Raw genomic sequence first — 24,065 nt, forward strand, 5'->3', positions numbered from 1 at the left:
CATGAGAAGATTCCTCTTTTGTGCCGCAGCCTCACTGCTGTGCAGCCTGGGCACCACCGCCCAAGACTTCAAACTGAACGAAGCCGACTACTTCGAAAACCAAGGCGCAGGCATCATGGTCTTCGACGACGTTTACCCGGAAGGACACCAGGGCGGCATCACCATCGCCACCCATGGCAACCGCCGCGCCGCCGTAGGCGACGTACGCTTCGAAATCTCGCAAGGACAATGGCAGGGCCTGCCCAAGATGCGCAGCCGTGTCGTAGACAAAGACGCCAACGAGATACGCGTCACCCTGAGCTATCCCGACAGTGCCAAACACATGGCGGGCTTCAACCCCATGCTGTACCCTGACTTCGCCTTCAACTACACCATCCGCGTCAAAGGCGAAGGCGACCACCTCGTGGTCACCGTCGACCTGGACCGTCCCGTCCCCGAACGCTTCGCAGGCAAACTGGGCTTCAACCTCGAACTCGTGCCCCCCACCCTCCTGGGACAGCCCTGGATGATGGACGGCACCACAGGCATCTTCCCGCACCAACCGCTCGGCCCCACGCAACACCAGGTGTCGAACACCGAGCACATCGGCAACTTCAACCCCAAGGGAAAGGCCGACCTGGATCAACTCCTGCTGGACCGCAAGACGTACAACCCGATGATTGCCGACGACATCGTCTCCGCCCCCCTGGCTGTCGGACACACCTTCGTGCTCAACCCACACGACCCGCTGGGCAAAATCACCATCGAAAGCCGTCAAGGCGAGCTCAAGCTCTACGACGGCCGCATCAACCACAACAACGGCTGGTTCGTGCTGCGCACGGAGTTCCCGGCCGGCACCTCGAAACACGCGGCCGAGTGGATCATCCGTCCCAACGTGGTCAAAGACTGGCACTACGCTCCGGTTGTGCAGACTTCTCAGGTGGGGTACCACCCCGACCAGAAAAAGGTAGCCGTCATAGAGCTGGACAAGCGCGACACGAAGTTCCTGCAGCCGACGCTCTATCGCATCACAGGCAACGGACGCACGGCAGTCAAACAGGCTGCCGCCAACGACTGGGGCAACTTCCTGCGCTACCACTACCTGCAGTTCGACTTCTCCGAGGTAAAAGACGAAGGCCTCTACCAGGTGCAATACGGCGATGCCCTCTCACCCGTCTTTCGCATCGCACGCGACATCTGGGATAAGGGTGTATGGCAAGCCGAGATAGAATACTTCCTGCCCGTACAGATGTGCCACATGCGCATCAACGACAAGTACCACGTCTGGCACGGTTACTGCCACCACGACGACGCCCGCATGGCCAAGACCGATATCAACCACATCGACGGTTACTCGCAAGGCCCCTCTACCCTCTGCAAGTACCAGCCGGGCGATGTCGTACCCGGACTGAATGTCGGCGGATGGCACGATGCAGGCGACTACGACCTGCGCGTGGAGTCGCAGGCCGGCGAAGCCTACATCCTGGCTATGGCCTGCGAGAACCTGGACGCTTATTGGGACGAAACCACCATTGACTTCGCCAACAAGATTGTAGAGATACACCAGCCCGACGGGAAGAACGACTTCCTGCAGCAGGTGGAGAACGGCGCCCTGACCGTCGTGGCCGGCTGGAAGGCCCTGGGACGCCTGTACCGCGGCATCCTTTGCCCCACCGTGCGCCAATACGTGCATCTGGGCGATGCCTGCACCCACACGGACAACGTCATCGGTAACGCAGACGACCGTTGGGTGTTCACCGAGGACAACCCGGGACGTGAGCTGCAAGTAGCGGCCTGGATGGCAGGCGTGGCACGTGTGCTGAAGGGCTACAACGACAGCCTGGCCGACGATTGCCTGGACATCGCCCGCCAGCTGTATGACCGCACCCGCTGCGACAAGGACTACCTGCTCGGCATCAAGCTGCACGCGGCCGTCGAGCTGTACCTGACCACCCGCGAGGACGGCTACCGTGACTTTGTGCTGGACAACCGCGACTACCTCTGCGACCATATCCTCCAGACCGGCTGGTTCATCGGCCGCTTCGACCAGGCAGTGGGCAACAAGAAATTCAGCCAGGCTATACGCAAGGCCCTGCCCAAGCTGCAGGCCATGTACCGGGAGAACGCCGCCAAGACGCCTTATGGCGTGCCTCACGACCGGGGCAACCGCTCGTCCGGCTCCTGGGAACCGCAACACCTGGGCTACAACTACTGCTATCTGCACGCGGCATATCCCGACCTGTTCGGCCCGGACTATATCTTCGACTCCATGCAATACCTGCTGGGCATGCACCCGGGCCGCAACCAGTCGTCGTTCGTGACGGGCGTGGGGGCTGAGACCATGAAGCAGGCTTACGGTGCCAACCGCGCCGACTGGTCGTACATTCCCGGCGGCGTATCGCCGGGCACCAACCTCATCCGGCCCGACCTGCCCGAGCTGCTCCGCTTCCCCTTCCTGTGGCAGGAAGGCGAATACTGCCTGGGCGGACACGCCACGTGGTTCACTTACATGGTACTGACATCCCGAAAAATACTGAACGGCCATGAATAAACGATTCTTCACCCGACTGCTGGCTGCCGCCACCCTCTGCACTTGCGGGGCGGCAGCCCTGCCGGCCAAGCCGGCCTACAAGAACTTCAAAGTGTCTGTCTACGTGCGCGCCTACGAAGTGGACAAGATGAAAGACCCGCAATGGCTGGACTCCACCTGGACGGTCATCTCGCAGCAGCTGGACGTAGACAAGGTCTACCTAGAGACGCACCGCGACCTGCTGCTGGTGGATGACGCCACCATCGAGAACGCCAAGCGCTTCTTCCACGAGCGGGGTATCGAGACCGCCGGCGGCATCACGTACACCATCGACGAGTCCAACAACTTCGAGACATTCTGCTACTCCAACCCCGAACACCGCAAGAAGGTGCAGGGGATTGCCGAGTTCACCGCCCGCCACTTCGACGAGTTCATCCTGGATGACTTCTTCTTCACCAGCTGCAAGTCGCCCGAGGAAATCGCCGCCAAGGGCGACCGCAGCTGGACGGAGTATCGCCTGCAACTGATGACCGAAGCCGGGCGCGACCTGGTACTGGGGCCGGCCAAGCGGGTCAACCCGAAGGTGAAAGTCATCATCAAATACCCCAACTGGTACGACCACTTCCAAGGCCTGGGATTCAACCTGGAGGAAGGCCCGATGCTTTTCGACGGTATCTGGACGGGCACCGAGACACGCAACCCGGCCGGCAACCAGCACTTGCAGAACTACCTGAGCTATAACATCATACGCTACTTCCACAACCTGCGACCGGGCTACAACGGCGGAGGCTGGGTGGACGCAGGTGGCCTGGAGATGGGCATGGACCGCTATGCCGAGCAGCTCCACCTCACGATGCTGGCCAAGGCCCCCGAGATTATCCTCTTCGCCTACCACCAGCTGCTGGGCGTCAAACTGACGCCCGCCCAACGCACCCCGTGGCAGGACGGCACCACCAGTTTCCGCTACGACAAGGTGACGGCACCCATCCGGCTGAAGGACGGCTCCACCGTACAGCCCACCACCATGGCCCGCATCGCCGACGTGGTGCTGAAGCAGACCGACCGCCTGGTGGGCAAGCTGGGCAACCCCCTCGGCATCAAGTCCTACAAGCCTTTCCACGCCGAGGGTGAGGACTTCCTGCAGAACTACCTGGGCATGGCCGGACTGCCGATGGACATGCATCCCTCCTTCCCCGACGACCAGCAGGTGGTCTTGCTCACGGCACAGGCCGCCAAGGACCCGCAAATCATGGAGCACATCAAGCACCAGCTGCTCGCGGGCCGCGACGTGGTCATCACCAGCGGCCTGCTGAAAGCCATCCCCGAACGCATCGCCGAAGTGGCCGAACTGCGCTGCACGGACCTGAAGGCGCTTGTAGACGACTTCGGCCGCCACGGCAAGCCGGGCCGCACGCTGCTGCTCATCCCGCAGGTGCTCTACTACACCAACGACGCCTGGGAGATGGTAAGTGCCGGACGCCCGCTGACGGGCGGCGTGTCGGGCTACCCCATCCTGCTGCGCGCCCTCTACGCCGGCGGCAACCTCTACGTGCTGACCATCCCCGACGACCCGGGCAACCTCTACGACTATCCGGCCGAGGCGCTGAACGTCGTCCGCCGCATCTGCAGCCGCGACCTGGGCGTCTACTTCGAAGGCCCGTCCAAGGTATCGCTGTTTGTCTATGACAACGGCACGCTGGTGGTGGAAAACTTCAATGACGAGCCTGTCGAGATAGACCTCGTCTTCAGCGACACACGCACCGCCCGCCTGGAAAACCTGGAAGACGGCATCCTGACTTTGCCCGAAACGGACACACCGGCCGGACGCCGACGCGACGCTCCCACCGGCCCCCGCTTCCGCGTGAAGCTGCCGCCGCACTCCTACAAGGGCTTCCGCACACACGTCAAATAAGCCCCTATCGCCCGTTGCCGGCGAAACAAGCCGGCGGGCGAAAGCTCAACACGCTGACTCTCAACACATCGTTTTATACAATTCTCTAAAAAAAAACAAACATCATGAAGAAAACAACCCTTACCCTGGCGCTGCTGCTGACCCTCTGTGGCAGCAGCCGACTCTCCGCCCAAAGTGATTCCCGTCCGGCCCTGCTGACGGACGAGTCCCCGAAATTCACCACGGGAAATGCCAACCCGCTGCTGGACTTCGCACTCGTGGACTGACCCGGGGTTTTCTCAGCCAAACGGGCAGGAAATATGAACCTTCAAGGGGGATGAGCAACAAATCATCCCCTTTTTTGCACGTTTTCCATACCCTCGCGTCCGCCATAAGCTGCTATCTTTGCAGCAACAGACATTCACTCTAAAACAACAACACCATGAAAAGAACTGTATTATTGTTAGGCGCATTCGTCGCCGCATTGTCGGGCGGAACCCTGTCCGGCCAGGAAAACCATTCAGCGAAACTTAACTACCAAGAGTCTCCCAAGTTTACCAGGGGGTACCACAACCCGCTGCTGGATTTTATGTTTGTGGCCGACCCCACCTCGGTAGAACATGAAGGCAGATTGTACGTATATGGTACCAACGACACGCAACAATTGGACAGTGTCGGCCCAAAGGGGAAAAACGGGTATCAGTACATCCATTCGCTCGCAATGTTGTCGACGGACGATATGGTGAACTGGACATATCACGGCCTCATCGACGTGGCACGCATCTCGCCTTGGGGCATGGCATCGTGGGCACCCACCGTTATCTCACGGAAGGAGGAAGACGGAAAGACTCATTTCTACATCTATTATTCCAACAGCGGAACGGGCGTGGGCGTACTGACAGCCACCTCGCCCGTAGGCCCGTGGAGCGACCCGCTGGGACACGCCATTGTGTGGCAGCAGATGCCGGGTCTGGGCCACTGCCCCGCCCCGTTTGATCCGGGTGCCGTCATCGACGAACACGGCACGGGCTGGCTGGCCTTCGGCGGAGGCGGCAAGGGAGAGCATGGCAGCGAATACATGCCGGGCGTGGCCCGCATCGTGCGCCTGGGCAAGGATCTCATCAGCCTGGACAGTGAAATGGTAGAGATAAAAGCTCCTTACCACTTCGAGGCCAACGAACTGAACTACATCAACGGAACCTGGATTTACACCTACAACACCAGTTGGGTGGACCGCACCGAATGGCCTTACAAAGAAATCGAAAAACCGTCGCAATGCTGCATGTCATACATGACCAGCCGCACGCCGCTGGTGACGGACAGCTGGAAATACCAGAAGGAATATTTCAAGAACCCCGGCAACTACGGTTGGGACTTCTGCAACAACCATACCCACCTGCAAAAATTCCAAGGGGAATACTACCTGCTCTACCACGGCATGCCCCTGCAGAAATATAAAGGCACCGAAGGCGGCTTCCGCAGCGTGTGCATCAACAAACTGAAGGTGGACGAGCAGAAACCCGAACTGTTCATGGGACAGGCCACGCTGGAGGGGGTGGAGCAAATCAAACCGCTGAATCCCTACATTACCCAACAGGCCGAAACGACAGCCGCCACGCTGGGCGTGGATTTCGAGGCTACAGACCAACCGGGCAATATGGTTGCGACGGGACGGACAGACGAGGCTTCGGCCATCCTGGTGCGCGGGGTGGACTTCGGCCGCCGGGCCAAGACGTTTACCGCGCGGGCAAAAGGGGAAGGCACATTGGAAGTGCATCTGGACAAACCGGAAGGCACGCTGGTAGCCCGCATCAGCTTCGACAGCGAGACGATGACGGCGAACACCGTGCAAGTCTCATCCGAAACAAAAGGCGTGCACGACCTGTGCTTCGTCTTCGAAGGCAGTGCACTGAAGTTCGACGAGTGGTGCTTCGGCCGCTAATCGTGCTTGTGCAAGCCCAGCACGCGGTGAGGCAACATGCCGTGTCCCAGCAGTTCGATGGGACACTGGAAGTTGCGCTCCAGCCATTCGGACGTAATGCCGGTATCGGGGTGATAGTCCAGCGTTTCGTTGACGCAGGCGATGGACTTAACCTGCTGGAGCACGGTGCCGATGTCGTGGCTCACCAGGATGATGGCGCACTCGCGGTTCAGGTCGGACAGTAGCTCATAAAGACGGGCTTCGAAACGCCGGTCGATGTACGTGCTCGGCTCGTCAAGGATGACGACTTCGGGGTCAGAGACGACTGCCCGCCCCAGAAGCGCGCGTTGCAGTTGTCCCCCGCTCAGGGCACCGATGGGCCGACGGTCCAGTCCTTCCAGCCCCATGCGGGCCATGACCTGCCGGGCTTTCTCGCGCTCGGCGGCGGTGAAGCGTGCCACGGGCGACTTGCGCCCTGCCAGGCCGGACAGCACCACTTCTTCGACGGTGATGGGAAACTTACGGTCGATGGCCGTGTATTGGGGCAGGTAGCCCATCGCCAGCTTGCCGTCTGCACCGCCCGGCCGGCACGAATGGTAGGCAATGGTGCCTCCGGCGGGTTTCAGCAGACCCAGTATGCACTTGATGAGCGTGGTCTTGCCGCCTCCGTTCGGGCCGATGATGCCCAGAAAGTCGCGGTCGTAGACAGTGAGGTCGACATCGTGCAACACCGTCTTCCCGTCGTATGCCGCGCGCAGGCTCTTGATTTCTATCAGGGGGGCGTTCATCTCATTTCTTTTGATTCAACGTATCGGCAGGCAAGCTCAAAGCCCTGGCCACGTGCAGCATCTCCTGCGGCCAGTCGTAAGACAGGGGATTGATGGGTTCCACGCGGGCGCCGGTCTGCTCCGCAATAAGCTCGGCATTGCGCCGGTCGAACTCGGGCTGCACGAAAATCACATGCACCGTCTCTTTCCGGCAGACGTCCACCAGCTCCTTCAGGTAAGCCGGCGAAGGTTCCTTACCCCCGGCCTCGATGGGAATCTGGCGCAGGCCGTAGTCGCGGGCGAAGTAAGAAAGCGCCGGATGATAGATGAGGAAAGTGCGGTCGGCACCGGGTTGTTCCAGCAGGACGCGGCACAGGCTGTCGGTGTGTAAGATGACGCGCGACAGGCTGTCGCAACGCTGGCGGTAGAGCGAGTCGCAAGCGGGGTCGATGGAGATAAGCGCATTGGTCAGGTTTCCGGCGATGCGCAAGGCGTTGCGGGCAGAGTTCCAGATGTGTGGTTCCACCCCGTGTCCGTCGTGGGCATGTTCACCGTCGCGAATCAGACGGATACCTTCCGAGAGGTCGAAAAAACGCAGGTGCGGTGCATTTTCGCCCAGGCGGTCCAGCCAAGCCTGCTCGAAACCGATGTAGCCGATGCACAAGTACGCAGCACTCTCCGACAAGTCCACCAATTGGTTCGGCGTCGGGTCGTACGTCTCGGGGCTGGCTCCTTTGGGCACCATGCTCACCACACGGAAGCGGTCGCCCGCCAGGGCTTCGGTGAAATAGCGCAAAGGCTCGATGGTGACAGTAATCAGCGGGCGTTCGTCGGCGTCCGCAGTCTTTCCCGGACGGGATGAACAGGCCGTCAGGAAGCATGCCAGCAGGGAAAGGATGAATAGAGATTTTTTCATAAAGATTGCTTCGCTTATTGTGTCGCGAAGATACGGCTTTATTTCCAAAAAGCCGGAAACGAGAAGCGTTTTTTTAAGTGTCGGGACATAGGTTTGGCTGTTACGCACAGTGGGCACGGCTCTTGCCCGGCGGAAGCACGCTCCTTGTCCGCAGCGGGCGCGGCCGTTGTGCGGCTTGCCGACAGAAAGAGGCTCAGAGAGGCTTGGCGGCACGCAATATCTCGCGCTTGCCCCCCGGAGGGCCCGGCAGGCGCTCTACGGTGAAGCCGGCGCGCTGCAAACGTCGGCGCACCTCGCCTTTGGCGCAATAGGTGGTCAGGATACCGCCCGGAGACAGGGCGGCAAAGAGAGTGGCGAAACGTTCCTCGCTCCACATGGCCGGCTGCTTGTCCGGAGCAAAGGCGTCGAAATAGACCAGGTCGAAAGCCGCGGCAGGCAAGGAACAAGTGGTGAAATCGGCACGGCATTTCCGCAAGGTGAAGTGCGGGGACAGCTCCACAGGCATCTCCCACTCGGCTTCGTGCAAGGCGCGCAGACGCCCGGCGGCTCCTTCATAGCCCAGCGCCAGAGCCTCGTCGACAGACAAAGGGTACAGTTCGAGAGTGGTATAACGGACAGGCCGTCCCGTCCGCTCGGCCTCGTCCCACGTCAGCAAAGCATTCAGCCCCGTGCCAAAGCCTACCTCGAGCACCCGGGGCGCCGGAAGCGGACAGGCCCGCAGGCCCATGTCGATGAAGATGTGGACTGATTCCGTGCGCGCGCCTTTCACCGAGTGATAGTGCTCGTCCAGCGCCGGCACAAACAGCGTGGGGCTGCCGTCGGCTGTCAGTTCGATAAGATGCTCCATACCTCCCTCCTCCATTCTACATGACACTCTGTATGGCCCACAGCATCGCGACATAACGGGCCAGCTTCCCGGCAAACATCGACACCGTCGTCAGCCACAAGTTACTGCGCATGAAGCCCAGCGCCACGGCAATGGCCTCGCCCACAAAAGGCAGGAAAGCAAAGAAAGCCATCAGCGCGCCGCGCCCTTGCAGGAATCGCTGCACGCGCTCCACCTTCTCGCGCTTCACACCCAGGTATTTCTCTATCCAGTCAATCCGACCCAAACGCCCCAGCCAATAGCAGGTCAGTCCGCCTAACGTATTGCCCAACGTCGCGGCCAACACACACAGCCAAGGCTCCAGACCCATCGCTACCAAGGCACCCATCACCAGCTCCGAACTGAAAGGGACAATGCTGCCTGCCAGCAGGGCCGAAATGAACAAGCCCAGATAGCCCCAGTCCGTAAGCAACTGCACCAGCGATTCTATCCAAGCTGCATCCATAGCTCAAACACATAAAGCCCCGCCGACACAAGCAGCGTGCTGATGAAAAACACGTTGGAAACGCGCCCGTGGGAAAGCACGAACAGGTGTCCGGCCAGGACACTGACGCAGGCCACCAGAAGGGGAACCAGACAAATGCCGCACTGTGGCTGGAGGAAAATATAAAGAAACAGGCAGAAGGAAAGCAAGACGAAAAAGCGCAGGTGGCACCGTGTGCGAATCTTGTCTTCGTGGCCCCAACTGAGGAAGTGGCCGGCCGACACGGCGAAGAGCACGAACAGACAGGCCAAAAGCACTGCCCGGCCACCGTCCAGCCCCTGAAACAGCGGGGCGAACCGGGACAGGTCGAGGAACGGAGCCACGAACAACGGCCAATCACCGTGCCAATAGGCGTGGCCGAACAAGAACCAGTAGGGAAGCATCACGCCCAGCAACGAACCGCAGAAACTCTTGACCGAGAGCGACTGGAACCAGTAGCCTCCCACCCAGTACAGGGGCAGGAAGAACAGCAACTGGGGCACCGCCAGGCTGCCCAGCCCCAGGCAAGAAGCCGCCAGGTAGTGGTCGACGGCAGCCGAAGGGGCACGGTAGCTGCGGAACAGGAAGAACAGCGAGGCCACCACCGCAGCCGCAGCCGCATCGCCGGGATGAAGCGGGTAGAAGGCCGGCCCGACGACAGCCGTCAGCAGCAGGAAGACGGCCGACTGAAAGGAGGCACGCACGCGGATGAGGACGAAGGCATTGTTCAGCATAATCAGCAGCCAGCCCACCAGCAACTGGCACAGGAAGCCGCCCCACCAGGACGGGAGTTCCGCCAGTCCGCCCACGAACTGTGTCCACAACGCACTGCCACCCCCAAGGACGGGCCGGACAGGCAGCACGGCCAAGGCCACGGCCCGGCAGGCCACAGCTATGACCAGGGCGGCCGGCAGCGTGTAACGCCACGAGACCACCCTGCTTTGGAAACGCTTCGTTCGCATATCGGCTGACGCGGGCTGCGGGTGAAGGGGTCAGAGGTCGAAGCCGATGTCGCGACGGAAATACTTGCGGTCGAACTGCACCAGGCGGGCGGCGCGATAGCTCTGCTCCAGGGCCTCTTCCTTGGTGGCGCCGTAGGAGCAGACAGCCAGCACGCGGCCTCCGTTGGTCAGGACTTGGCCGTCTTTCTCCGTCGTACCCGCATGGAACAGGATACTGCCCGTGGCCTCGGCTTCGTCCAGCCCGGCGATGGGCTTGCCCTTCTCGTAAGCCTCGGGATATCCGCCGCTGACCAGCATGACGCAGGCGGCTGCGCGCGGGTCTTCTTCCACCGGATGTTGGTCCAGGTTACCGTCGCGCACGCCTTCGAGCAGGTCTACCAGGTCAGACTTCAGGCGGAGCATGACGCTCTCCGTCTCGGGGTCGCCCATGCGTACGTTGTACTCGATGACGTAAGGCTCGCCGCCCACATTCATCAGTCCCAGGAAGATGAAACCTTTGTAGAGGATGCCTTCGTCGTGCAAGCCGTTGACGGTAGGTTCGATGATGCGGGTGCGCACCTTTTGCATGAACGCGTCGTCGGCAAAGGGTACGGGCGTCACGCTGCCCATGCCCCCGGTGTTCAATCCGGTGTCGCCTTCGCCCACGCGCTTGTAGTCTTTGGCCACAGGCAGGACTTGGTAATGAGTGCCGTCGGTCAGGACGAAGACGCTGCACTCGATGCCGCTCAAGTACTCTTCAATCAATACCGTAGCGCTGGCGTCGCCGAACATGCCGCCCAGCATGGCTTCCAGCTCGCGGCGTGCCTCATCCAACGTGGGGAGTATCAGGACGCCTTTGCCGGCGCAGAGACCATCGGCCTTCAGCACGTAAGGAGCCGGCAGAGTGGCGAGAAAGTCCAGTCCGGCGGCCAGCGTGTCGCGTGTCACGCTGAGATGGCGCGCTGTGGGGATGCCGTGGCGCAGCATGAACGCCTTGGCGAAGTCCTTGCTGCCTTCCAGCCGTGCGCCCGAACGGGTGGGGCCGATGACGGCAATGTGGCGCGTGGCTTCGTCTTCCTGGAAAGCGTCGTAAATGCCCTGCACCAGCGGGTCTTCCGGACCGACGACCACCATATCGATGCCGCGCTCCAGGGCGAAGGCTTTCAGGCGAGGGAAGTCGGTCGCCCGGATGTCGACATTCTCGCCCACGCGGCCTGTTCCGGCATTGCCCGGGGCGATGTAGAGTTTCTCCACTTTGTTGCTTTGGGCTATCTTCCACGCCAGTGCGTGTTCGCGGCCGCCCGAGCCGAGTAGTAAGATGTTCATATCCAATCAGTTTAGTTCTGTTCGTAATCAAGGTTGAAACGCCGATACTGTCTTGACGTTTCCGCCGATACTGTCTCGGCGCTGCCATCGATGCTGTCTTGATGCTGTCGTCCATACAGCCTTGACAGAGTCGTCACAGGTGCGGCGTTTCGGGGGTCACACCGGTCTCCCCTTCCGGTTCACTACTGTCAGCACAGCTCGTTCACTACTGTGAACAGGCCGTGTTCACTCCTGTCTTCCGAGCCTGTTCACTACTGTCTCCGGGACGTGTCCGCTACTGTCTTCCGGCTACCCCTTCAGGGACGGCCCGTCGTGGGGCTCAGCGCAGGTAGTCGTCGAAGTAGCGGGTTATCTTCTCGTGGAGGTGTACGCGGTCGCGCCCCATGACGTTGTGCTTGTGGCACGGGTAGATGAAGAGGTCCGGATAGGTGCGGGCGTCGATGCAGGCCTTGAGGAACGAGAGCGTGTGCTGCGGCACACAGGTGTCGTCGTGGTCATCGTGAATCAGCAACAGTTTGCCCCGCAACTGCCCGGCCAGGGTCTTGAGGTCGCACGCTTCGTATCCGTCGGGATTGGTCTGCGGCATGTCCATGTAGCGCTCGCCGTACATCACCTCGTAGTATCTCCAGTCGATGACCGGCCCGCCTGCCACGCCGACCTTGTACAGCTCCGGATAGCGCAGCATCAAGGCCGTAGTCATGTGTCCCCCGAAGCTCCACCCGTGCACGCCGATACGGTCGCCGTCCACGTAAGGCAAGGTCTTGAGCCACTCGGCCGCCTTGGCCTGGTCTTTGCCCTCCTCCATGCCGAGGCGACGGAACGTGCAGTTCTCGAAAGCCAAGCCCCTGTTAGCACTGCCCCGGTTGTCAATGGTGAAGAGAATGTAACCCCGGTTCGCCATGTAGAGATCCCAGCCGCGGGCGGCGTACATCCAGTTGGCAGCCAGCATCTGTGCGTGCGGCCCGCCGTAGACGTAAACGATGACAGGGTACTTCTTCTCCGGGTCGAAGTCTGCCGGTTTCAACATGCGCCAGTAGAGTGTCGTCGTATCATCGGCCGCCTTCATCGTGCCCACCTCCACCGTCGGCATGACCAGCCCACGGAAGGGGTCGGGAGCAGTGAAGAGGCGGTGCGCACCGGCCACACCCGTCTTGGTAGACAGCAGGTCGATGGCACGGGGAACGTCCGGCGTGGAGTAGTTGTCTATCACATACGTGCCCGAAGCCGAGAGCCGGGCGTTGTGCACACCCTCCCCCTTGTCCAGCAAGACGGGGTCTCCTCCTCGCGCGCGTACCTTATATATATTGCTCTGCATAGGTGACTCCTTCGTGGCCGTGAAGTATATATCCTTCTTCTTCTCATTGAATCCAAGAAGCGACTGAACCAACCACTCTCCCCGGGTGAGCTGCACGCACTCATACGAAGCGACGAACTTGCCTCCTAACACCGTAGCAAAGCTTTCCAGTGCTTTCTTCTTCTTCAAGTCAAAGAGGTAGAGGTGGTTCCACCCATCCTGCTGGCTCTGAAGCAAGAACTTCGTGTCGTCCCACGGCAGAAAGACGATGGGCGTCTGGGGTTCCACATACTTCGGATGTTCTTCCTCATAAAGCACCTCCAGCATACGGCCGGTGCCTGCATCGTAACGGCACAGCTTGGCATGGTTCTGGTCGCGGTTCAGCTCGATGAGGAAGAGGCTGCGTTCGTCCGGACTCCAACTGATGTTGGTGAAGTAACGGTCCGTAGGGTCTCCGGTCTCCAGATAGAGGGTCTGCCCAGTAGAGGGATTGTAGATGCCCACCTGCACCCGGTGGCTGGTCATGCCCGCCATCGGATAGCGCACGGGGTCGACCTGTCCCACACGGGCGGTGATGTCCACCAGCGGGTACTCCGTCACCATGCGCTCGTCCATGCGGTAGAAAGCCAACAGGTTGCCCGTCGGGCTCCAGAAGGTGCCCTTCGAGATGCCGAACTCGTTGCGGTGAACTGTCTGCCCGCACACCACGCCTGCCGGCTCGCGGGTCACGGCCTGCCCGTCTACGTAGAGATTGTTCTCCAACGTATAGGCTACGTGGCCGCTCGTGCTGTTGTAGTCGACATTGGCTGCCTTCGGGTCGGTGTCGCGCACCGAGACGATGGTCTGTGCCGTCCAGTCGTAGGTGATAAACTTACCGTGCAGGGGGAACAAAGCCTGCGTCTTGTCCGCCCACGGAAAGCTGAGGACGTACAACTGCGCGAGCTTGCCCAGCCCCTTGGCTTCGAGCACCCGGTTGACATCGTCGCGGGTAAAGAGCAGCGACTCTCTGCCGTCTGTCGGCCGGATGGCCACCAGCGAGTCTATCCCGGGCTTCACGGCAGTGTCTCCCCACCATTGCAGGCCGTAGAGGTTTTCCGTATAGCGATAGGTTTCCCCCCCGGGAATGAGGTCTTCCAAGGTAGGCATCTTCAGGGCGGATGCCGGGGAAGCAGTGTTTGATTGTGCCATAAGCAAAGCGGGCGCCCCCAGAAGCAGGGCGCACAAGGTTTTAGTCAGTAGTTTCATAAGAGGTATTGTCAGTCTTCGGTTTCTTTTGCAGTTCTCTTTCAAGGCGTTTGCGCTCGGTGTACGAGCTGCCCGAGCGGGGTTTGCGCTCCGCCGGACGGTCGTCGCGACGGCCGGGGCGGTTGTCACGGTGTTCGAAACGTGCCGGACGGTCGGAGCGTCGGCGGTCGGCCCCTCCTTCCGTGCGGAACGGCCGACGCGAAGAAGAGGCCGGGCGTTCCCGGCGTTCAGCAGCCTCGAAAGGCTTGTCCAGCGCCTCGCCCCCTTCGCGGAAGTCGCGGTACTTCCCGTCGAAAATCTCATACTTGCGGAACTCGCACTCCAACCCGCCGTTCATCAAAGGAATACGCTGGCTCGCCTTCAGCCCAATCTGGTCGAAACACTCGTCGCGGTAGGACAAGACCCAGGCCGTGTTTCCCGTAAAGGCGTGTTTCAGCCGCTCGCCTATCATCTGGTAAAGTCCCAGGAGGTCGCTGCTGGAGATGCGCTCGCCGTAGGGCGGGTTGGTGATGATGATGGATTTCTCTTTCGGCTGCTCGAACTGCTGGAAAGGCTGTAGCTTCAGCACCACGTCGCGGCTGACGCCGGCGGCCTTCACGTTGCGCTGGGCCACGGCATTGGCCTTGATGGAGTTGTCGTAGCCGTATATCTTGTGCTCGAAGGGGCGTTCCTGGCTGTCGTCGTTGTAGATACGTTCGAACAGGTCGGGGTCGAAGTCGGGCCACTGTTCGAAAGCATAACTCTGCCGGAAGACACCGGGGGCGATGTTGCGTGCAATGAGAGCCGCTTCGATGGGAATGGTGCCCGAGCCGCACATGGGGTCGATGAGGTCGCACTCGCCCTTCCATCCGGCCAGCAGAATCATACCGGCGGCCAGCACCTCGTTGAGCGGGGCTTCGAGAGTCTCCTGGCGGTATCCGCGACGGTGCAGCGACTCGCCGCTGCTGTCCAACGACAAGGTGCAGTCGGTGCCGGCAATGTGGATGTTGAGCTGCACATCAGGCTTGGTGACACTGACACCGGGACGCTTGCCCGTCTTCTCGCGGAAATAGTCGGCCACGGCATCTTTCACCCGATAGGCTACGAACTTGCTGTGGCGAAACTCTTCGCTGAACACCGTGGCATCCACGGCGAAAGTCTTGTCGGGCGAAAGATAGTTTTCCCACGGAAGTGCTTTCACCTCTTCGTAGACGGCATCCGGGTCGACTGCACTGAAATGCTTGATGGGCTTCAGGATGCGCAGAGCAGTACGCAGGCCGAAGTTGGCCCGGTAGAGCAGTTCTTTGTCACCCCGGAACGACACCATCCGCCGCCCCAATTGCACGTCATCGGCCCCCATCGCAATCAGTTCAGAGGCCAGCACTTCTTCCAAGCCTTGGAAGGTCTTGGCTATCATTTCAAAGGTCTGTTCCATATATGTTGTTATTAGGAGACGAGGAAACAAGGCTGCGGACACGAGGGAAACGAGTCTTTTCCTTCCTTGTCCACCGGTGTGCCTGTTCACTCGTTCGCTTCATTTTCTCTGTACGATGCGCGCCCCTGCCGGCACGTCTTCGGTCACCCAGATGTTTCCGCCCACCGTTGCCCCGCGTCCCACGGTGATGCGCCCCAGGATAGTGGCGTTGGAATAGACTATCACGTCGTCCTCCAGGATGGGGTGGCGGGGGATGCCCTTAATGGGGTTGCCGTCGGCGTCCAAGGGGAAGCTTCTGGCCCCGAGGGTGACGCCCTGGTAGAGCTTCACACGAGAGCCGATGATGCACGTCTCGCCGATGACCACGCCCGTGCCGTGGTCGATGGTGAAGTGTTCGCCAATTTGGGCGCCGGGATGGATGTCGATGCCCGTCTCGCTGTGTGCCATCTCGGTGATGAACCTGGGCAGGAGAGGCACGCCCAGCACATGCAGCTCGTGGGCGATGCGGTAGTTGCTCAGGGCGCGTATGGCGGGATAGCAACTGATGACCTCGCCAAAGGAACGCGCGGCAGGGTCGCCGTTGTAGGCCGCTTCGACATCGGTGGCCAGCAGGCGGCGCAGGCGCGGCAGCGTGCTGACAAAGCGGGCGGCCAGGTCGGCGGCACGACCGCGTTGCTCGTCAGTGCAGGCCGCGCAATCTCCCTCTTTGCCGTCCAGGCAGAGGGCGGCCAGGATTTGCCCGGTCAGCAGTTCGAACAACTGTTCGATGTTGACGCCGATGTGGTAGGGCAGCGTACGGCTGTTGACGGTAGAGTTTCCGAAATAACCCGGGAAGATGACGGCACGCGCCAGGTCTACGATGCGGCGCAGGTCGCGGCCCGAAGGGAGCGGGTTCCCTTCCGTGTGCCGCAAGAAGAGGCCTTCGTAGCTCTCGGGTGCAGACAGTTGGTCGACGGCCTGCGTCAAAATGTGTGTGAAGTTAAGTGGGCTCATCGGGCGTGTCTTAATCTTGATAAACAGCGACAAAAGTACGAAGTATTCGGCAAATAACCTAACAAACGGGCCATTTACAATTCGGAAGGCAGCAATCCGAAGGATTTGCCCGTCATTTCCTCCACCTTCACCTGCCAGATGAGCACGTGGCGCACGGCCGGGTCGGAGTATCCGCAGGGCGTGTCGGTGTAGTGCTTCATCATCAAGTCCAGCGCCCGGCGCTTCTCCGCCAGGTCTTCGACAAAGGCAACGCTGCCGCGGCACATCACGCTTCGCGCCTTCATGCTGTAACTGCACGCCATCTGCGCGTGCATCCACACCAGGTCGTGCCCTTCGCAGAAGGTCAGGCAGACACGGGGACGCTCCGTCGCAAAGCGCACCTTGCTGCCTCCGGGACCGGAATGTAGATAGACCACACCGTCGGCATAGGCAAAGTTCATGGGCACGACGTAAGGCTCGCCCCGGTCGTCCGTCAGCCCTACCAGACAGTAAGGGCACTTGGCTATGACGGCCTCCATCTCGGCACGGTCGGTCAGGATTTTTGTCTTCATCGGTAATCCTCCTATGTTAATCACCGACAAAGATACACAATATCCCCGGAAAACCAGCGGCGCGCCGGGTCTTTGCTTCGTCCGGACAAGAGCCGCGCCCCGTCCGAACAAGAGCGGCGGCCCGTCCGAACAAGAGGCCAGGCTCTTCCGAAGAGGAAGCGGAGGACTCATTGACAGGGACTTGCGAAACACCTTAAGAGAAGTGTCGCCACACAGAGAAACCCTCTCGGCGTTTGCCCGCAAACGGCCTTGCCCGTTCCGCCGGAGAACACCTGCCAGCAGAAACAGGACCGGATGCTACATTCCAAACAGACAAAAACAGGCAGGCAACCAAGTTTTTATGAAAAGAAAAAACACAGACGTGCATATTTTTCTTAAATTTGCCCCCGGTTAACAAGCCACGACATCCCCCTTCACAGGGAATGCGCCTATTTTTAACACAAACCCAACATTCAGTTTTACAGTTATGAAGAAATGGCTAATATGGGCTGCTGCCGCACTTCTGGCAAGCTGTGGCCACAAAGCGAACTATTCAGGCAAAGACACGTATGTCATCCAAGGTGAATCCTCGGCATTTGTAGACGGACAGTACATGTTCGTGGCAGACGCTACGAACTGGAGCTACTTGGACTCCGCCAAGATTGAAGGCCACGCTTTCTATCTGGAAAGCAGAAATACCGGAACAGGCATCGCTATGCTTTACATGGGCGAAAACTCCGCTTCGAGGTCTCTTCAGCAAATAAGCAATTATTTCTTCCCGGAAACGGGATATGCCTTGGTCTGCGACGGCTTATTCGTAGAAGGAAGCCCCTGGAACGAGACCTACAACCGCCTTCTGAAACTTCACCGGAAAGACCCGGAAGCCTGGAAAGCGCAAACAACGGAACTGGTAAAGACAAACCTGAACGTACTGGGTTGCCATTACTTAGATGAATTGAGGGGCGTGCTGGCCTGGGACGAACTGAAAGAACTGACGGCTCGCTTCGCACCCGAAATGGGCAACCATCCCTTGTTCTTATACGTGAAAGACAAGATCGACGCCATCCGGGCCGACGTCGGAACGACTTACTATGACTTGGCGAGCGAAGGCGCGGACGGAGACACGCTTGCCTTGCACCGGGTGGTAGACCAGGACGGGACGAAGTACGTCCTGCTGGATTTCTGGTCAACATGGTGCGCCCCTTGCCGAAAAGAACTGCCCTACGTGAAAGCCGCCTACGGCAAGTATAAAGACAAAGGATTCGACATCTATGGCGTGGCCTTCGACAACAACCGGGAAAACTGGAAAAAGACTTTGGCGCAAGAAGGCATGGAGTGGCACAACGTCATTGCCCCTTTTGACCGCCCCTTTGCCCAACATCCTTTCTGGAGAGCCTACGGCCTGCGAGGAATACCGGACAACCTTCTGATAAACACCTCCGACGGTAAAATCATCGCACGGAATTTGCGGGGCGAAGCCTTGGCCGAGAAACTGGCTGAACTGCTGGATTAACCTGACCGGACATCGCGCCATGGAACATACTTTGCAGACCATCCGCTCCCTCGTCCCCCTGTCGGCCGCCACGGAGCGCGCCCTGCGCGACTGCCTCGCGCCGTGCCGCTTCGCCAAGAGGCATCTCTTGGTGGAGGAAGGGCGACGGGCGGGCGCGGCCTACTTCATCGAGCGGGGCATCACGCGCTCCTATTGGTTGGTGAACGGCGAGGAAATCACTACGTCGTTCATGGCCGAAGGAGGCATGGTGTTCAGCATGGACGAGCTGTACTACGACCGCCCCAGCGAGGAGTATGTGGAGACGCTGGAAGAGACCACCGCCTGCCGCATCGACCTGAATGACCTGCGCCGCCTGTTCGAGACGAACCTGGAACTGGCCAACTGGGGACGCATCATCCACCAGAACGAGTACCGCCGCCTGCACCGCTCGCACAAGGAACGGCTGACACTCTCCGCCGCCGAGCGCTACGAGGCTTTCTGCCATCAGTTCCCCCAGGTGGTGCAGCGCGTGCAACTGGGCTACATCGCCTCTTACCTGGGCATTACACTGCCTACGCTGAGCCGCCTGCGCGGCAGGAGATGAGTTTTTTTGTCGCAGGACAAATGTTTGTTGTCCGAAAGATGCCTATCTTTGTGTCGTTTTAACCACAACATTCACACACATCATGTCGAGACCTTCATCAGCCGCATACGTGGACTCCAAACCCCATTACGAAATCCTGGACGGCCTGCGCGGGGTGGCCGCCCTGTTGGTAGTGTTTTACCACATCTTCGAAGGACTGTCGTTCGCAGCTGGCGGCACCGTCATCACAACGATTAACCACGGCTACCTGGCCGTAGACTTCTTCTTCATCCTCTCCGGTTTCGTCATCGGCTATGCCTACGACGACCGCTGGGGCCGCTCGCTGACGCTGGGCAACTTCTTCAAGCGGCGCCTCATCCGCCTGCACCCCATGATTGTGATGGGTGCGGTGCTGGGCGTGGTGTTCTACGTGCTGCAAGGTTCCGTCATGTGGGACGGCACGCGCGTGGCCACGTCGATGGTGATGCTGGCCCTGCTCTGCGCCCTGTTCTTCATCCCCGCCGCCCCCGGCTCGTGTTATGACATACGGGGCAACGCAGAGATGTTTCCCCTCAACGGCCCGAGCTGGTCGCTCTTCTTCGAGTATATCGGGAACTTGCTCTATGCCCTGTTCATCCACCGCCTCGGCAACAAGACGCTGGCCGCCCTCGTAGTCCTGACAGGCGCGGGCTTGGCCTGGTTCATGCTGTTCGACGTAGTGGGCTACGGCATGATAGGCGTGGGCTGGACGCTGGACGGGCTGAACTTCTTCGGCGGACTGCTGCGGATGCTCTTCCCCTTCTCGCTGGGCATGTTGCTGGCGCGCAAATTCCAACCCGTCAGGGTTCGGGGAGCGTTCTGGATTTGCTCGGCAGTGCTGCTCGTGCTGTTCTGCGTGCCCTACATCGAAGGGCAGGCCGTGGTCAGCCTCAACGGACTGTACGAATCGGTGTGCATCTTCCTCATCTTCCCCGCCCTGGTGTGGCTGGGTGCTTCGGGCAAGACGACCGACCGGCGCTCTACGCAGATATGCAAGTTTTCGGGGGACATCTCCTTCCCGCTCTACGCGGTGCACTATCCGGTGATGTACCTCTTCTATTCGTGGCTGATAGAGAACAAGTATTATACCTTCGGTGAAATCTGGCCGATGGCCCTCGTGGTCTACGTGGGCAGTGTGCTGCTGGCCTACGCCGCCCTGAAACTCTACGACGAGCCCGTGCGCAAGTGGCTGACAAAACGCTTTCTGAAAAAGAAATAGCTCCCCGCCCGACAGGCAGAGACACAAAAAAAGCGGAACCCGGCGGTTCCGCTTTTTTTATGCTGTCCGTTCGAAAGTTACTTTTCGGCCGACGGCTGGCTCAGCGCATCCAGTGCCGAAGAGGCAGCTACCAGCGCCGCGCTCCAGTTGATGGCAATCTCGTTGGAAGCGTACGACTCTTCGGCATCCACATACGACTCGTCAGGCAAAGACGACGGGTAGGCCACCCCGTCTTGCTGCCCCGGATTGGGACCGCCCACCAGCAAGCCCGGTATGGGAGCGTCTACGCCGTCCGTGGCCGACAAGCGGTGGTGGGGATGCAGCGGGCTCTTCGTACCAAGTCCGGTGACGAAACAGTAGCCCAGCGGGTTGCGTCCCAAGAGGTAGTCCATGTCGCGGTAAGCGTTCGTCAGGTAGTTGTTCTTACCGCTCAGCAAGTAAGCATAGACCAGCGTCGTAGCCTGATTGGCACCCTGTTCGCCCAGGCAGCCCCAGCCGAAGTCGCTCTCGCTGTCGCCGTACGGAGCGTGGAACGCTGCCTCGTTGGCGTCTTTCACCGCATCGGTGGCGTATGCCAGGAGATAGCTCTTCAGCGAGCCTACGAGCCCGGAAGCCACCACGTCCTTCAACTGCTTCTCGCGTTCGGGAACCAGCCAGGCAAACATGCCTAAAGCTGACGTGTTGGCCCACGACGGCAACGTGTAGGAACGGGGCGACGACTTGACGGCTTTAATAAGATAGGATTGCTTGCCCGTGGTGTAATACAACTCGGAAGCGGCCCAGAAGAACTCATCGCTCGCATCCTTGTCGCCATACGCACCCGTCGTCACGTCCGGATCATACTGCTGGTTCAAAGCATCCTGGTCGTAGTAGGCCTCGGGATGTTTCTCTGCCCACGCATACGCACGCTCTGCGGCCCGCAGCGCTTTAGCGGAGAAGCCCGGGTAATCCTTCTGGAAAGCCTTGTATATCTGGGAAGCTTGCGCCATGACCGCAGCAAAGTCGAGCGTGGCTGTCACGCTTTTCTGCACCACGTAGCGCGGTTGCTGGCAGTCGGCCGGCTTAATGAAGGCTTCGAACGACGGGGTTGTCAGCTTGTGATACACGCCACCGTCGGCCGGGTCTTGCATCGTCAGCATCCAGCTCAAGTTGTAATACAGCTCATCCAGCAGGTCGGGAGTTGCATTGTTGCTTTCCGGTATGTTCACCTTTTGCTGGGCAAAGTAGTCGGGGAAGAGCCGGTAAACGGCTTGCATCAGTCCTATGCTGTAAGCCGAGTTGACGATGTATTTGTTATAGTCGCCTGCGTCATACCAGCCTTTGGGCGAGGAGATGACGTCACCCGCCTTGCGCGAAGGGCCTGCTGCACTGGGATGAATCTGCACCTGCGTGTCCGGATGTCCGGCGGGACGGTTCCACTGCCCGGCATACTGCTCTTCGATGGGCATGCCTGTGCGCTGGTAGTAAAAAGATTTCAAGGCGGCGTCGGCCACGACTTGCAAGGGGCGCTCCTTCACTTCGAAGACGGCTGTGTCGCCACCTGCCAGGAGCCAGTACTGCCCGGGCTCGCTGACGGAGCTGAAGTCCATCGTCGTGCGGGTCTTGCTGCTCCAGGGATTGGGCACGGTGGCCTGCGTGCTGCCTTTCAGCACTTCTGCCCCGGTGGCTGCATTGAGCACGGTAAATTCTGTCACTCCCACGGTGTCCGCCACGGCCACTTTTTCCTGTTGCGGGAAGTAGCCCACCTGGTTCAAGCGGATGATGTCAGGGTTAGACTGGCCGCATGCTGCCAGTCCGCCTGCAATGATTCCGAAACAAATCAGTTTGTTGTTCATAGATGAATGATGTATAAATAAAATAATAGTCTGTGTGCCGGTTGCCACGGGCCGCTTCCGGTGCGCCGGAAGCAAAAGGCCGGTGTGCTGCAACAATGGTCGGCAAAGTAACGATTTTTTTCCGGATTCTCCGCACCGAATGTCTTAAATATTGATAATCACTGCCAATTGTCCGTGCGGAAAGGGACGGCAGGCAGCTCGTTGCCACCTATCAACGTGCCGGGCAGGAAGTCGCGGAAGGCGTAGCGCACGGCCACGGGGTGGGCGACGGCTTTCGACGAGACGACCAGTTCGTTGGTCTGCCAATGGAGCCAGACGTTGTCGGCGGGGTGGAAGACATGGTCTTCGCCGGCCACTTCGAAGCCCCGGATGTCGTAGTTACGGCAGATGCCCATCTGGAGGTTGTCGAAGCTAACCCAGGCTTCGTTTCCTTTCGCCGTCCACGACTTGTACTGCGGCCCCCAGCAGTTGATTTGTTTCATGCCATAGGTGAGGTTGAGCGCCAGGTACGAGAGACGGCGGCCCACCGTGCGCTTGTTGCGCGGATGGATGTTGAAGAGTTCGTAGGGTTCGACCAGGTCGTTGGTGGAGACCATGGCGCTGTTGGGTATAAGGCTCTGGGCGCGGAACTGGGCTTCGCGCAGATAAGCTCCCTGCAGGCCTTGGCCGTTGTCGCCGTAGGCATAGGGAGCTATTTCGACATAGTAAAAAGGAATGTCGCCCAGGCGGAAGTCGCTGCGCCACAGGCGTACCATGTCGGCCAGGCGTTGGGCATAGGTCTGGTGGGCGCCCACGTTGCCCTCGCCCTGATACCAGATGATGCCTTTGAAGGTATAGTTGCGGACGGGCACCTGCATCGCATTGTACATCAGCATGGGGCGCATGTAGGCCGGCTCGTACGCATCGATTGCTTCCCTCTGCAGGTTGACGTCGGGATAGCCTTGCAGCACCTCACGGCTGAGCCAGCTCTCGACACGGGTGCCCCCGAAGGCCGACACGACCATGCCCACGGGGACGCGCAAGGCTTTCTCCAAGGAAGTGGCGAAAAACCAGGCGGTGGCGCTGAACCCGGCGGCCGTGTGGACGGAAGGCACCTGCCAGGCAGCGGCGCAGTCGTATTCCAACTCATGAGACATGTTGAGCGGCACGGTAAAGAAGCGGACATAGGGATGGTCGGCGGCGGCAATGACTTCGTCCACCCCGTCCTGCACGCAGCAGCCGCCGAAGCCGCGCAGGGGCATCTCCATGTTGCTCTGTCCGGAAGCCAGCCAGACTTCGCCCACGAGGACGCCCCGCAGGGTGACAAGCTCGCCGTCGTCGAAGGTGATTTCATAAGGGGTATAACTGCCGGCGGGAGTCTTGACCGTCAGCAACCAACGCCCGTCGCTGCCGGCGCGACACGTGTGCGTCTGTCCGTCCCACGACGTGCTCACCCGGACGGTAGCTCCGGCGTCGGCCCAGCCCCACAGGCGCGCGTCGGTCTGTTGCTGGAGCACCATATTGTCGCCCATCAGTGCGGGCAGTTTCACCTTGGCGCCCGCCGTCAGGGCACCGCACAGAAGAAGGATAGCAAGGATTTTCTTTTTCATAACGGTATCGATTGATTAAACAGACATATGTTTCCCACAAAAGTAAAGCTCCGCCCTCGAAAAAGCAATGCGCGGAAGTTCTTTTTTCGGAAAAGACAACATCCGAACCAGAAGAAAAACACAAATGATACCCGTCCCCCGCACCGCCACGCAACAAGCATACTTCGTCCGGACAAGAGGCACGCCCGCCCCGAACAACAGCCGTCCTCCGT

The 24,065-nt window shown here is 60.0% G+C and carries 19 protein-coding genes; 7 read left to right on the top strand and 12 right to left on the bottom strand.

The annotated features are described in order from the left end of the window. Position 1 precedes the first annotated feature (1 nt). The 4 genes from M3090_RS06225 to M3090_RS06240 all read left to right on the top strand — a co-directional run bounded on the left by M3090_RS06225 (position 2) and on the right by M3090_RS06240 (position 6,342). The gene (locus M3090_RS06225; protein WP_249054607.1) at positions 2 to 2,530 is read left to right on the top strand and encodes a glycoside hydrolase family 9 protein; all 2,529 of its coding nucleotides are present in this window, start codon (positions 2 to 4) and stop codon (positions 2,528 to 2,530) included. After that, positions 2,523 to 4,421 (top strand): hypothetical protein, encoded by a 1,899-nt coding sequence (locus M3090_RS06230; protein WP_249054609.1) that lies wholly within the window; start codon positions 2,523 to 2,525, stop codon positions 4,419 to 4,421. The genes M3090_RS06225 and M3090_RS06230 overlap by 8 nt, the downstream gene beginning before the upstream one ends. A 104-nt stretch (positions 4,422 to 4,525) precedes the next feature. Beyond that, the gene (locus M3090_RS06235) at positions 4,526 to 4,687 is read left to right on the top strand and encodes a hypothetical protein (protein ID WP_249054610.1); all 162 of its coding nucleotides are present in this window, start codon (positions 4,526 to 4,528) and stop codon (positions 4,685 to 4,687) included. 155 nt (positions 4,688 to 4,842) lie between these two features. Continuing rightward, positions 4,843 to 6,342 (top strand): glycoside hydrolase family 43 protein, encoded by a 1,500-nt coding sequence (locus M3090_RS06240; RefSeq protein WP_249054611.1) that lies wholly within the window; start codon positions 4,843 to 4,845, stop codon positions 6,340 to 6,342. On the opposite strand, the gene M3090_RS06245 is transcribed toward M3090_RS06240, so the two are convergent. The 10 genes from M3090_RS06245 to M3090_RS06290 all read right to left on the bottom strand — a co-directional run bounded on the left by M3090_RS06245 (position 6,339) and on the right by M3090_RS06290 (position 17,117). After that, positions 6,339 to 7,109 carry a metal ABC transporter ATP-binding protein gene (locus tag M3090_RS06245; RefSeq protein WP_249054612.1) on the bottom strand — a complete coding sequence of 257 codons (771 nt, stop codon included), beginning with the start codon at positions 7,107 to 7,109 and terminating at the stop codon, positions 6,339 to 6,341. The two genes, M3090_RS06240 and M3090_RS06245, sit on opposite strands and share 4 nt — an antisense overlap. Before the next feature lies 1 nt (position 7,110). After that, on the bottom strand, positions 7,111 to 8,004 hold the full coding sequence (locus M3090_RS06250) for a metal ABC transporter solute-binding protein, Zn/Mn family (protein ID WP_249054613.1): 894 nt from the start codon (positions 8,002 to 8,004) through the stop codon (positions 7,111 to 7,113). A gap of 193 nt (positions 8,005 to 8,197) precedes the next feature. After that, the gene (gene mnmD, locus M3090_RS06255; RefSeq protein WP_249054614.1) at positions 8,198 to 8,851 is read right to left on the bottom strand and encodes a tRNA (5-methylaminomethyl-2-thiouridine)(34)-methyltransferase MnmD; all 654 of its coding nucleotides are present in this window, start codon (positions 8,849 to 8,851) and stop codon (positions 8,198 to 8,200) included. A 16-nt stretch (positions 8,852 to 8,867) separates the two neighbouring features. Then, positions 8,868 to 9,335 (bottom strand): YqaA family protein, encoded by a 468-nt coding sequence (locus M3090_RS06260; protein WP_249054615.1) that lies wholly within the window; start codon positions 9,333 to 9,335, stop codon positions 8,868 to 8,870. Beyond that, a complete protein-coding gene (locus M3090_RS06265; protein WP_249054617.1) occupies positions 9,317 to 10,315 on the bottom strand; it encodes a hypothetical protein in 999 nt (332 codons plus the stop codon). Before M3090_RS06265 ends, M3090_RS06260 begins: the two co-directional genes overlap by 19 nt. 30 nt (positions 10,316 to 10,345) lie before the next feature. After that, a complete protein-coding gene (gene purD / locus M3090_RS06270; protein WP_249054618.1) occupies positions 10,346 to 11,620 on the bottom strand; it encodes a phosphoribosylamine--glycine ligase in 1,275 nt (424 codons plus the stop codon). Between the two features lie 319 nt (positions 11,621 to 11,939). After that, positions 11,940 to 14,159 (bottom strand): DPP IV N-terminal domain-containing protein, encoded by a 2,220-nt coding sequence (locus M3090_RS06275; RefSeq protein ID WP_410553177.1) that lies wholly within the window; start codon positions 14,157 to 14,159, stop codon positions 11,940 to 11,942. After that, entirely contained in the window at positions 14,143 to 15,573 is a 1,431-nt protein-coding gene (locus M3090_RS06280; RefSeq protein ID WP_249054619.1) for a class I SAM-dependent RNA methyltransferase, read from the bottom strand. The genes M3090_RS06275 and M3090_RS06280 overlap by 17 nt, the downstream gene beginning before the upstream one ends. Before the next feature lie 99 nt (positions 15,574 to 15,672). Next, positions 15,673 to 16,566, bottom strand: a complete 894-nt coding sequence (locus M3090_RS06285; protein WP_249054620.1) for a serine O-acetyltransferase — start codon at positions 16,564 to 16,566, stop codon at positions 15,673 to 15,675. A gap of 74 nt (positions 16,567 to 16,640) precedes the next feature. Continuing rightward, complete coding sequence (locus M3090_RS06290; protein ID WP_249054621.1) at positions 16,641 to 17,117, bottom strand: pyridoxamine 5'-phosphate oxidase family protein; 477 nt, start codon at positions 17,115 to 17,117, stop codon at positions 16,641 to 16,643. Positions 17,118 to 17,583: 466 nt separating this feature from the next. Here M3090_RS06290 and M3090_RS06295 point away from each other — a divergent pair, with 466 nt between their 5' ends. The 3 genes from M3090_RS06295 (at position 17,584) to M3090_RS06305 (ending at position 20,429) form a co-directional block, all read left to right on the top strand. Further along, complete coding sequence (locus M3090_RS06295; protein ID WP_249054622.1) at positions 17,584 to 18,609, top strand: TlpA disulfide reductase family protein; 1,026 nt, start codon at positions 17,584 to 17,586, stop codon at positions 18,607 to 18,609. A gap of 19 nt (positions 18,610 to 18,628) precedes the next feature. Further along, positions 18,629 to 19,192: a Crp/Fnr family transcriptional regulator gene (locus tag M3090_RS06300; RefSeq protein ID WP_249054623.1), complete on the top strand. Its 564-nt coding sequence runs from the start codon at positions 18,629 to 18,631 to the stop codon at positions 19,190 to 19,192. An 82-nt stretch (positions 19,193 to 19,274) separates the two neighbouring features. Continuing rightward, positions 19,275 to 20,429 (top strand): acyltransferase family protein, encoded by a 1,155-nt coding sequence (locus M3090_RS06305; protein ID WP_249054625.1) that lies wholly within the window; start codon positions 19,275 to 19,277, stop codon positions 20,427 to 20,429. A gap of 77 nt (positions 20,430 to 20,506) precedes the next feature. On the opposite strand, the gene M3090_RS06310 is transcribed toward M3090_RS06305, so the two are convergent. Together M3090_RS06310 and M3090_RS06315 are read right to left on the bottom strand one after the other, a co-directional pair. Then, on the bottom strand, positions 20,507 to 22,264 hold the full coding sequence (locus tag M3090_RS06310; protein ID WP_249054626.1) for a glycoside hydrolase family 9 protein: 1,758 nt from the start codon (positions 22,262 to 22,264) through the stop codon (positions 20,507 to 20,509). Positions 22,265 to 22,422: 158 nt separating this feature from the next. Beyond that, the gene (locus M3090_RS06315; RefSeq protein WP_249054627.1) at positions 22,423 to 23,853 is read right to left on the bottom strand and encodes a sialate O-acetylesterase; all 1,431 of its coding nucleotides are present in this window, start codon (positions 23,851 to 23,853) and stop codon (positions 22,423 to 22,425) included. Positions 23,854 to 24,065 lie beyond the last annotated feature (212 nt).

This window comes from Bacteroides sp. ET71 (genome assembly GCF_023336905.1).
Taxonomy (GTDB): domain Bacteria; phylum Bacteroidota; class Bacteroidia; order Bacteroidales; family Bacteroidaceae; genus Bacteroides.

What these genes read in the sequence shown, in the direction of transcription:
- M3090_RS06305 (WP_249054625.1), top strand. Translation starts at nt 19,275, where the DNA reads ATGTCGAGACCTTCATCAGCCGCATACGTGGACTCCAAACCCCATTAC.
- M3090_RS06240 (WP_249054611.1), top strand. Translation starts at nt 4,843, where the DNA reads ATGAAAAGAACTGTATTATTGTTAGGCGCATTCGTCGCCGCATTGTCG.
- M3090_RS06275 (WP_410553177.1), bottom strand. Translation starts at nt 14,159, where the DNA reads ATGAAACTACTGACTAAAACCTTGTGCGCCCTGCTTCTGGGGGCGCCC.
- M3090_RS06280 (WP_249054619.1), bottom strand. Translation starts at nt 15,573, where the DNA reads ATGGAACAGACCTTTGAAATGATAGCCAAGACCTTCCAAGGCTTGGAA.
- mnmD (WP_249054614.1), bottom strand. Translation starts at nt 8,851, where the DNA reads ATGGAGCATCTTATCGAACTGACAGCCGACGGCAGCCCCACGCTGTTT.
- M3090_RS06250 (WP_249054613.1), bottom strand. Translation starts at nt 8,004, where the DNA reads ATGAAAAAATCTCTATTCATCCTTTCCCTGCTGGCATGCTTCCTGACG.
- M3090_RS06245 (WP_249054612.1), bottom strand. Translation starts at nt 7,109, where the DNA reads ATGAACGCCCCCCTGATAGAAATCAAGAGCCTGCGCGCGGCATACGAC.
- M3090_RS06290 (WP_249054621.1), bottom strand. Translation starts at nt 17,117, where the DNA reads ATGAAGACAAAAATCCTGACCGACCGTGCCGAGATGGAGGCCGTCATA.
- M3090_RS06285 (WP_249054620.1), bottom strand. Translation starts at nt 16,566, where the DNA reads ATGAGCCCACTTAACTTCACACACATTTTGACGCAGGCCGTCGACCAA.
- M3090_RS06265 (WP_249054617.1), bottom strand. Translation starts at nt 10,315, where the DNA reads ATGCGAACGAAGCGTTTCCAAAGCAGGGTGGTCTCGTGGCGTTACACG.
- M3090_RS06300 (WP_249054623.1), top strand. Translation starts at nt 18,629, where the DNA reads ATGGAACATACTTTGCAGACCATCCGCTCCCTCGTCCCCCTGTCGGCC.
- M3090_RS06295 (WP_249054622.1), top strand. Translation starts at nt 17,584, where the DNA reads ATGAAGAAATGGCTAATATGGGCTGCTGCCGCACTTCTGGCAAGCTGT.
- M3090_RS06260 (WP_249054615.1), bottom strand. Translation starts at nt 9,335, where the DNA reads ATGGATGCAGCTTGGATAGAATCGCTGGTGCAGTTGCTTACGGACTGG.
- M3090_RS06315 (WP_249054627.1), bottom strand. Translation starts at nt 23,853, where the DNA reads ATGAAAAAGAAAATCCTTGCTATCCTTCTTCTGTGCGGTGCCCTGACG.
- purD (WP_249054618.1), bottom strand. Translation starts at nt 11,620, where the DNA reads ATGAACATCTTACTACTCGGCTCGGGCGGCCGCGAACACGCACTGGCG.
- M3090_RS06225 (WP_249054607.1), top strand. Translation starts at nt 2, where the DNA reads ATGAGAAGATTCCTCTTTTGTGCCGCAGCCTCACTGCTGTGCAGCCTG.
- M3090_RS06235 (WP_249054610.1), top strand. Translation starts at nt 4,526, where the DNA reads ATGAAGAAAACAACCCTTACCCTGGCGCTGCTGCTGACCCTCTGTGGC.
- M3090_RS06230 (WP_249054609.1), top strand. Translation starts at nt 2,523, where the DNA reads ATGAATAAACGATTCTTCACCCGACTGCTGGCTGCCGCCACCCTCTGC.
- M3090_RS06310 (WP_249054626.1), bottom strand. Translation starts at nt 22,264, where the DNA reads ATGAACAACAAACTGATTTGTTTCGGAATCATTGCAGGCGGACTGGCA.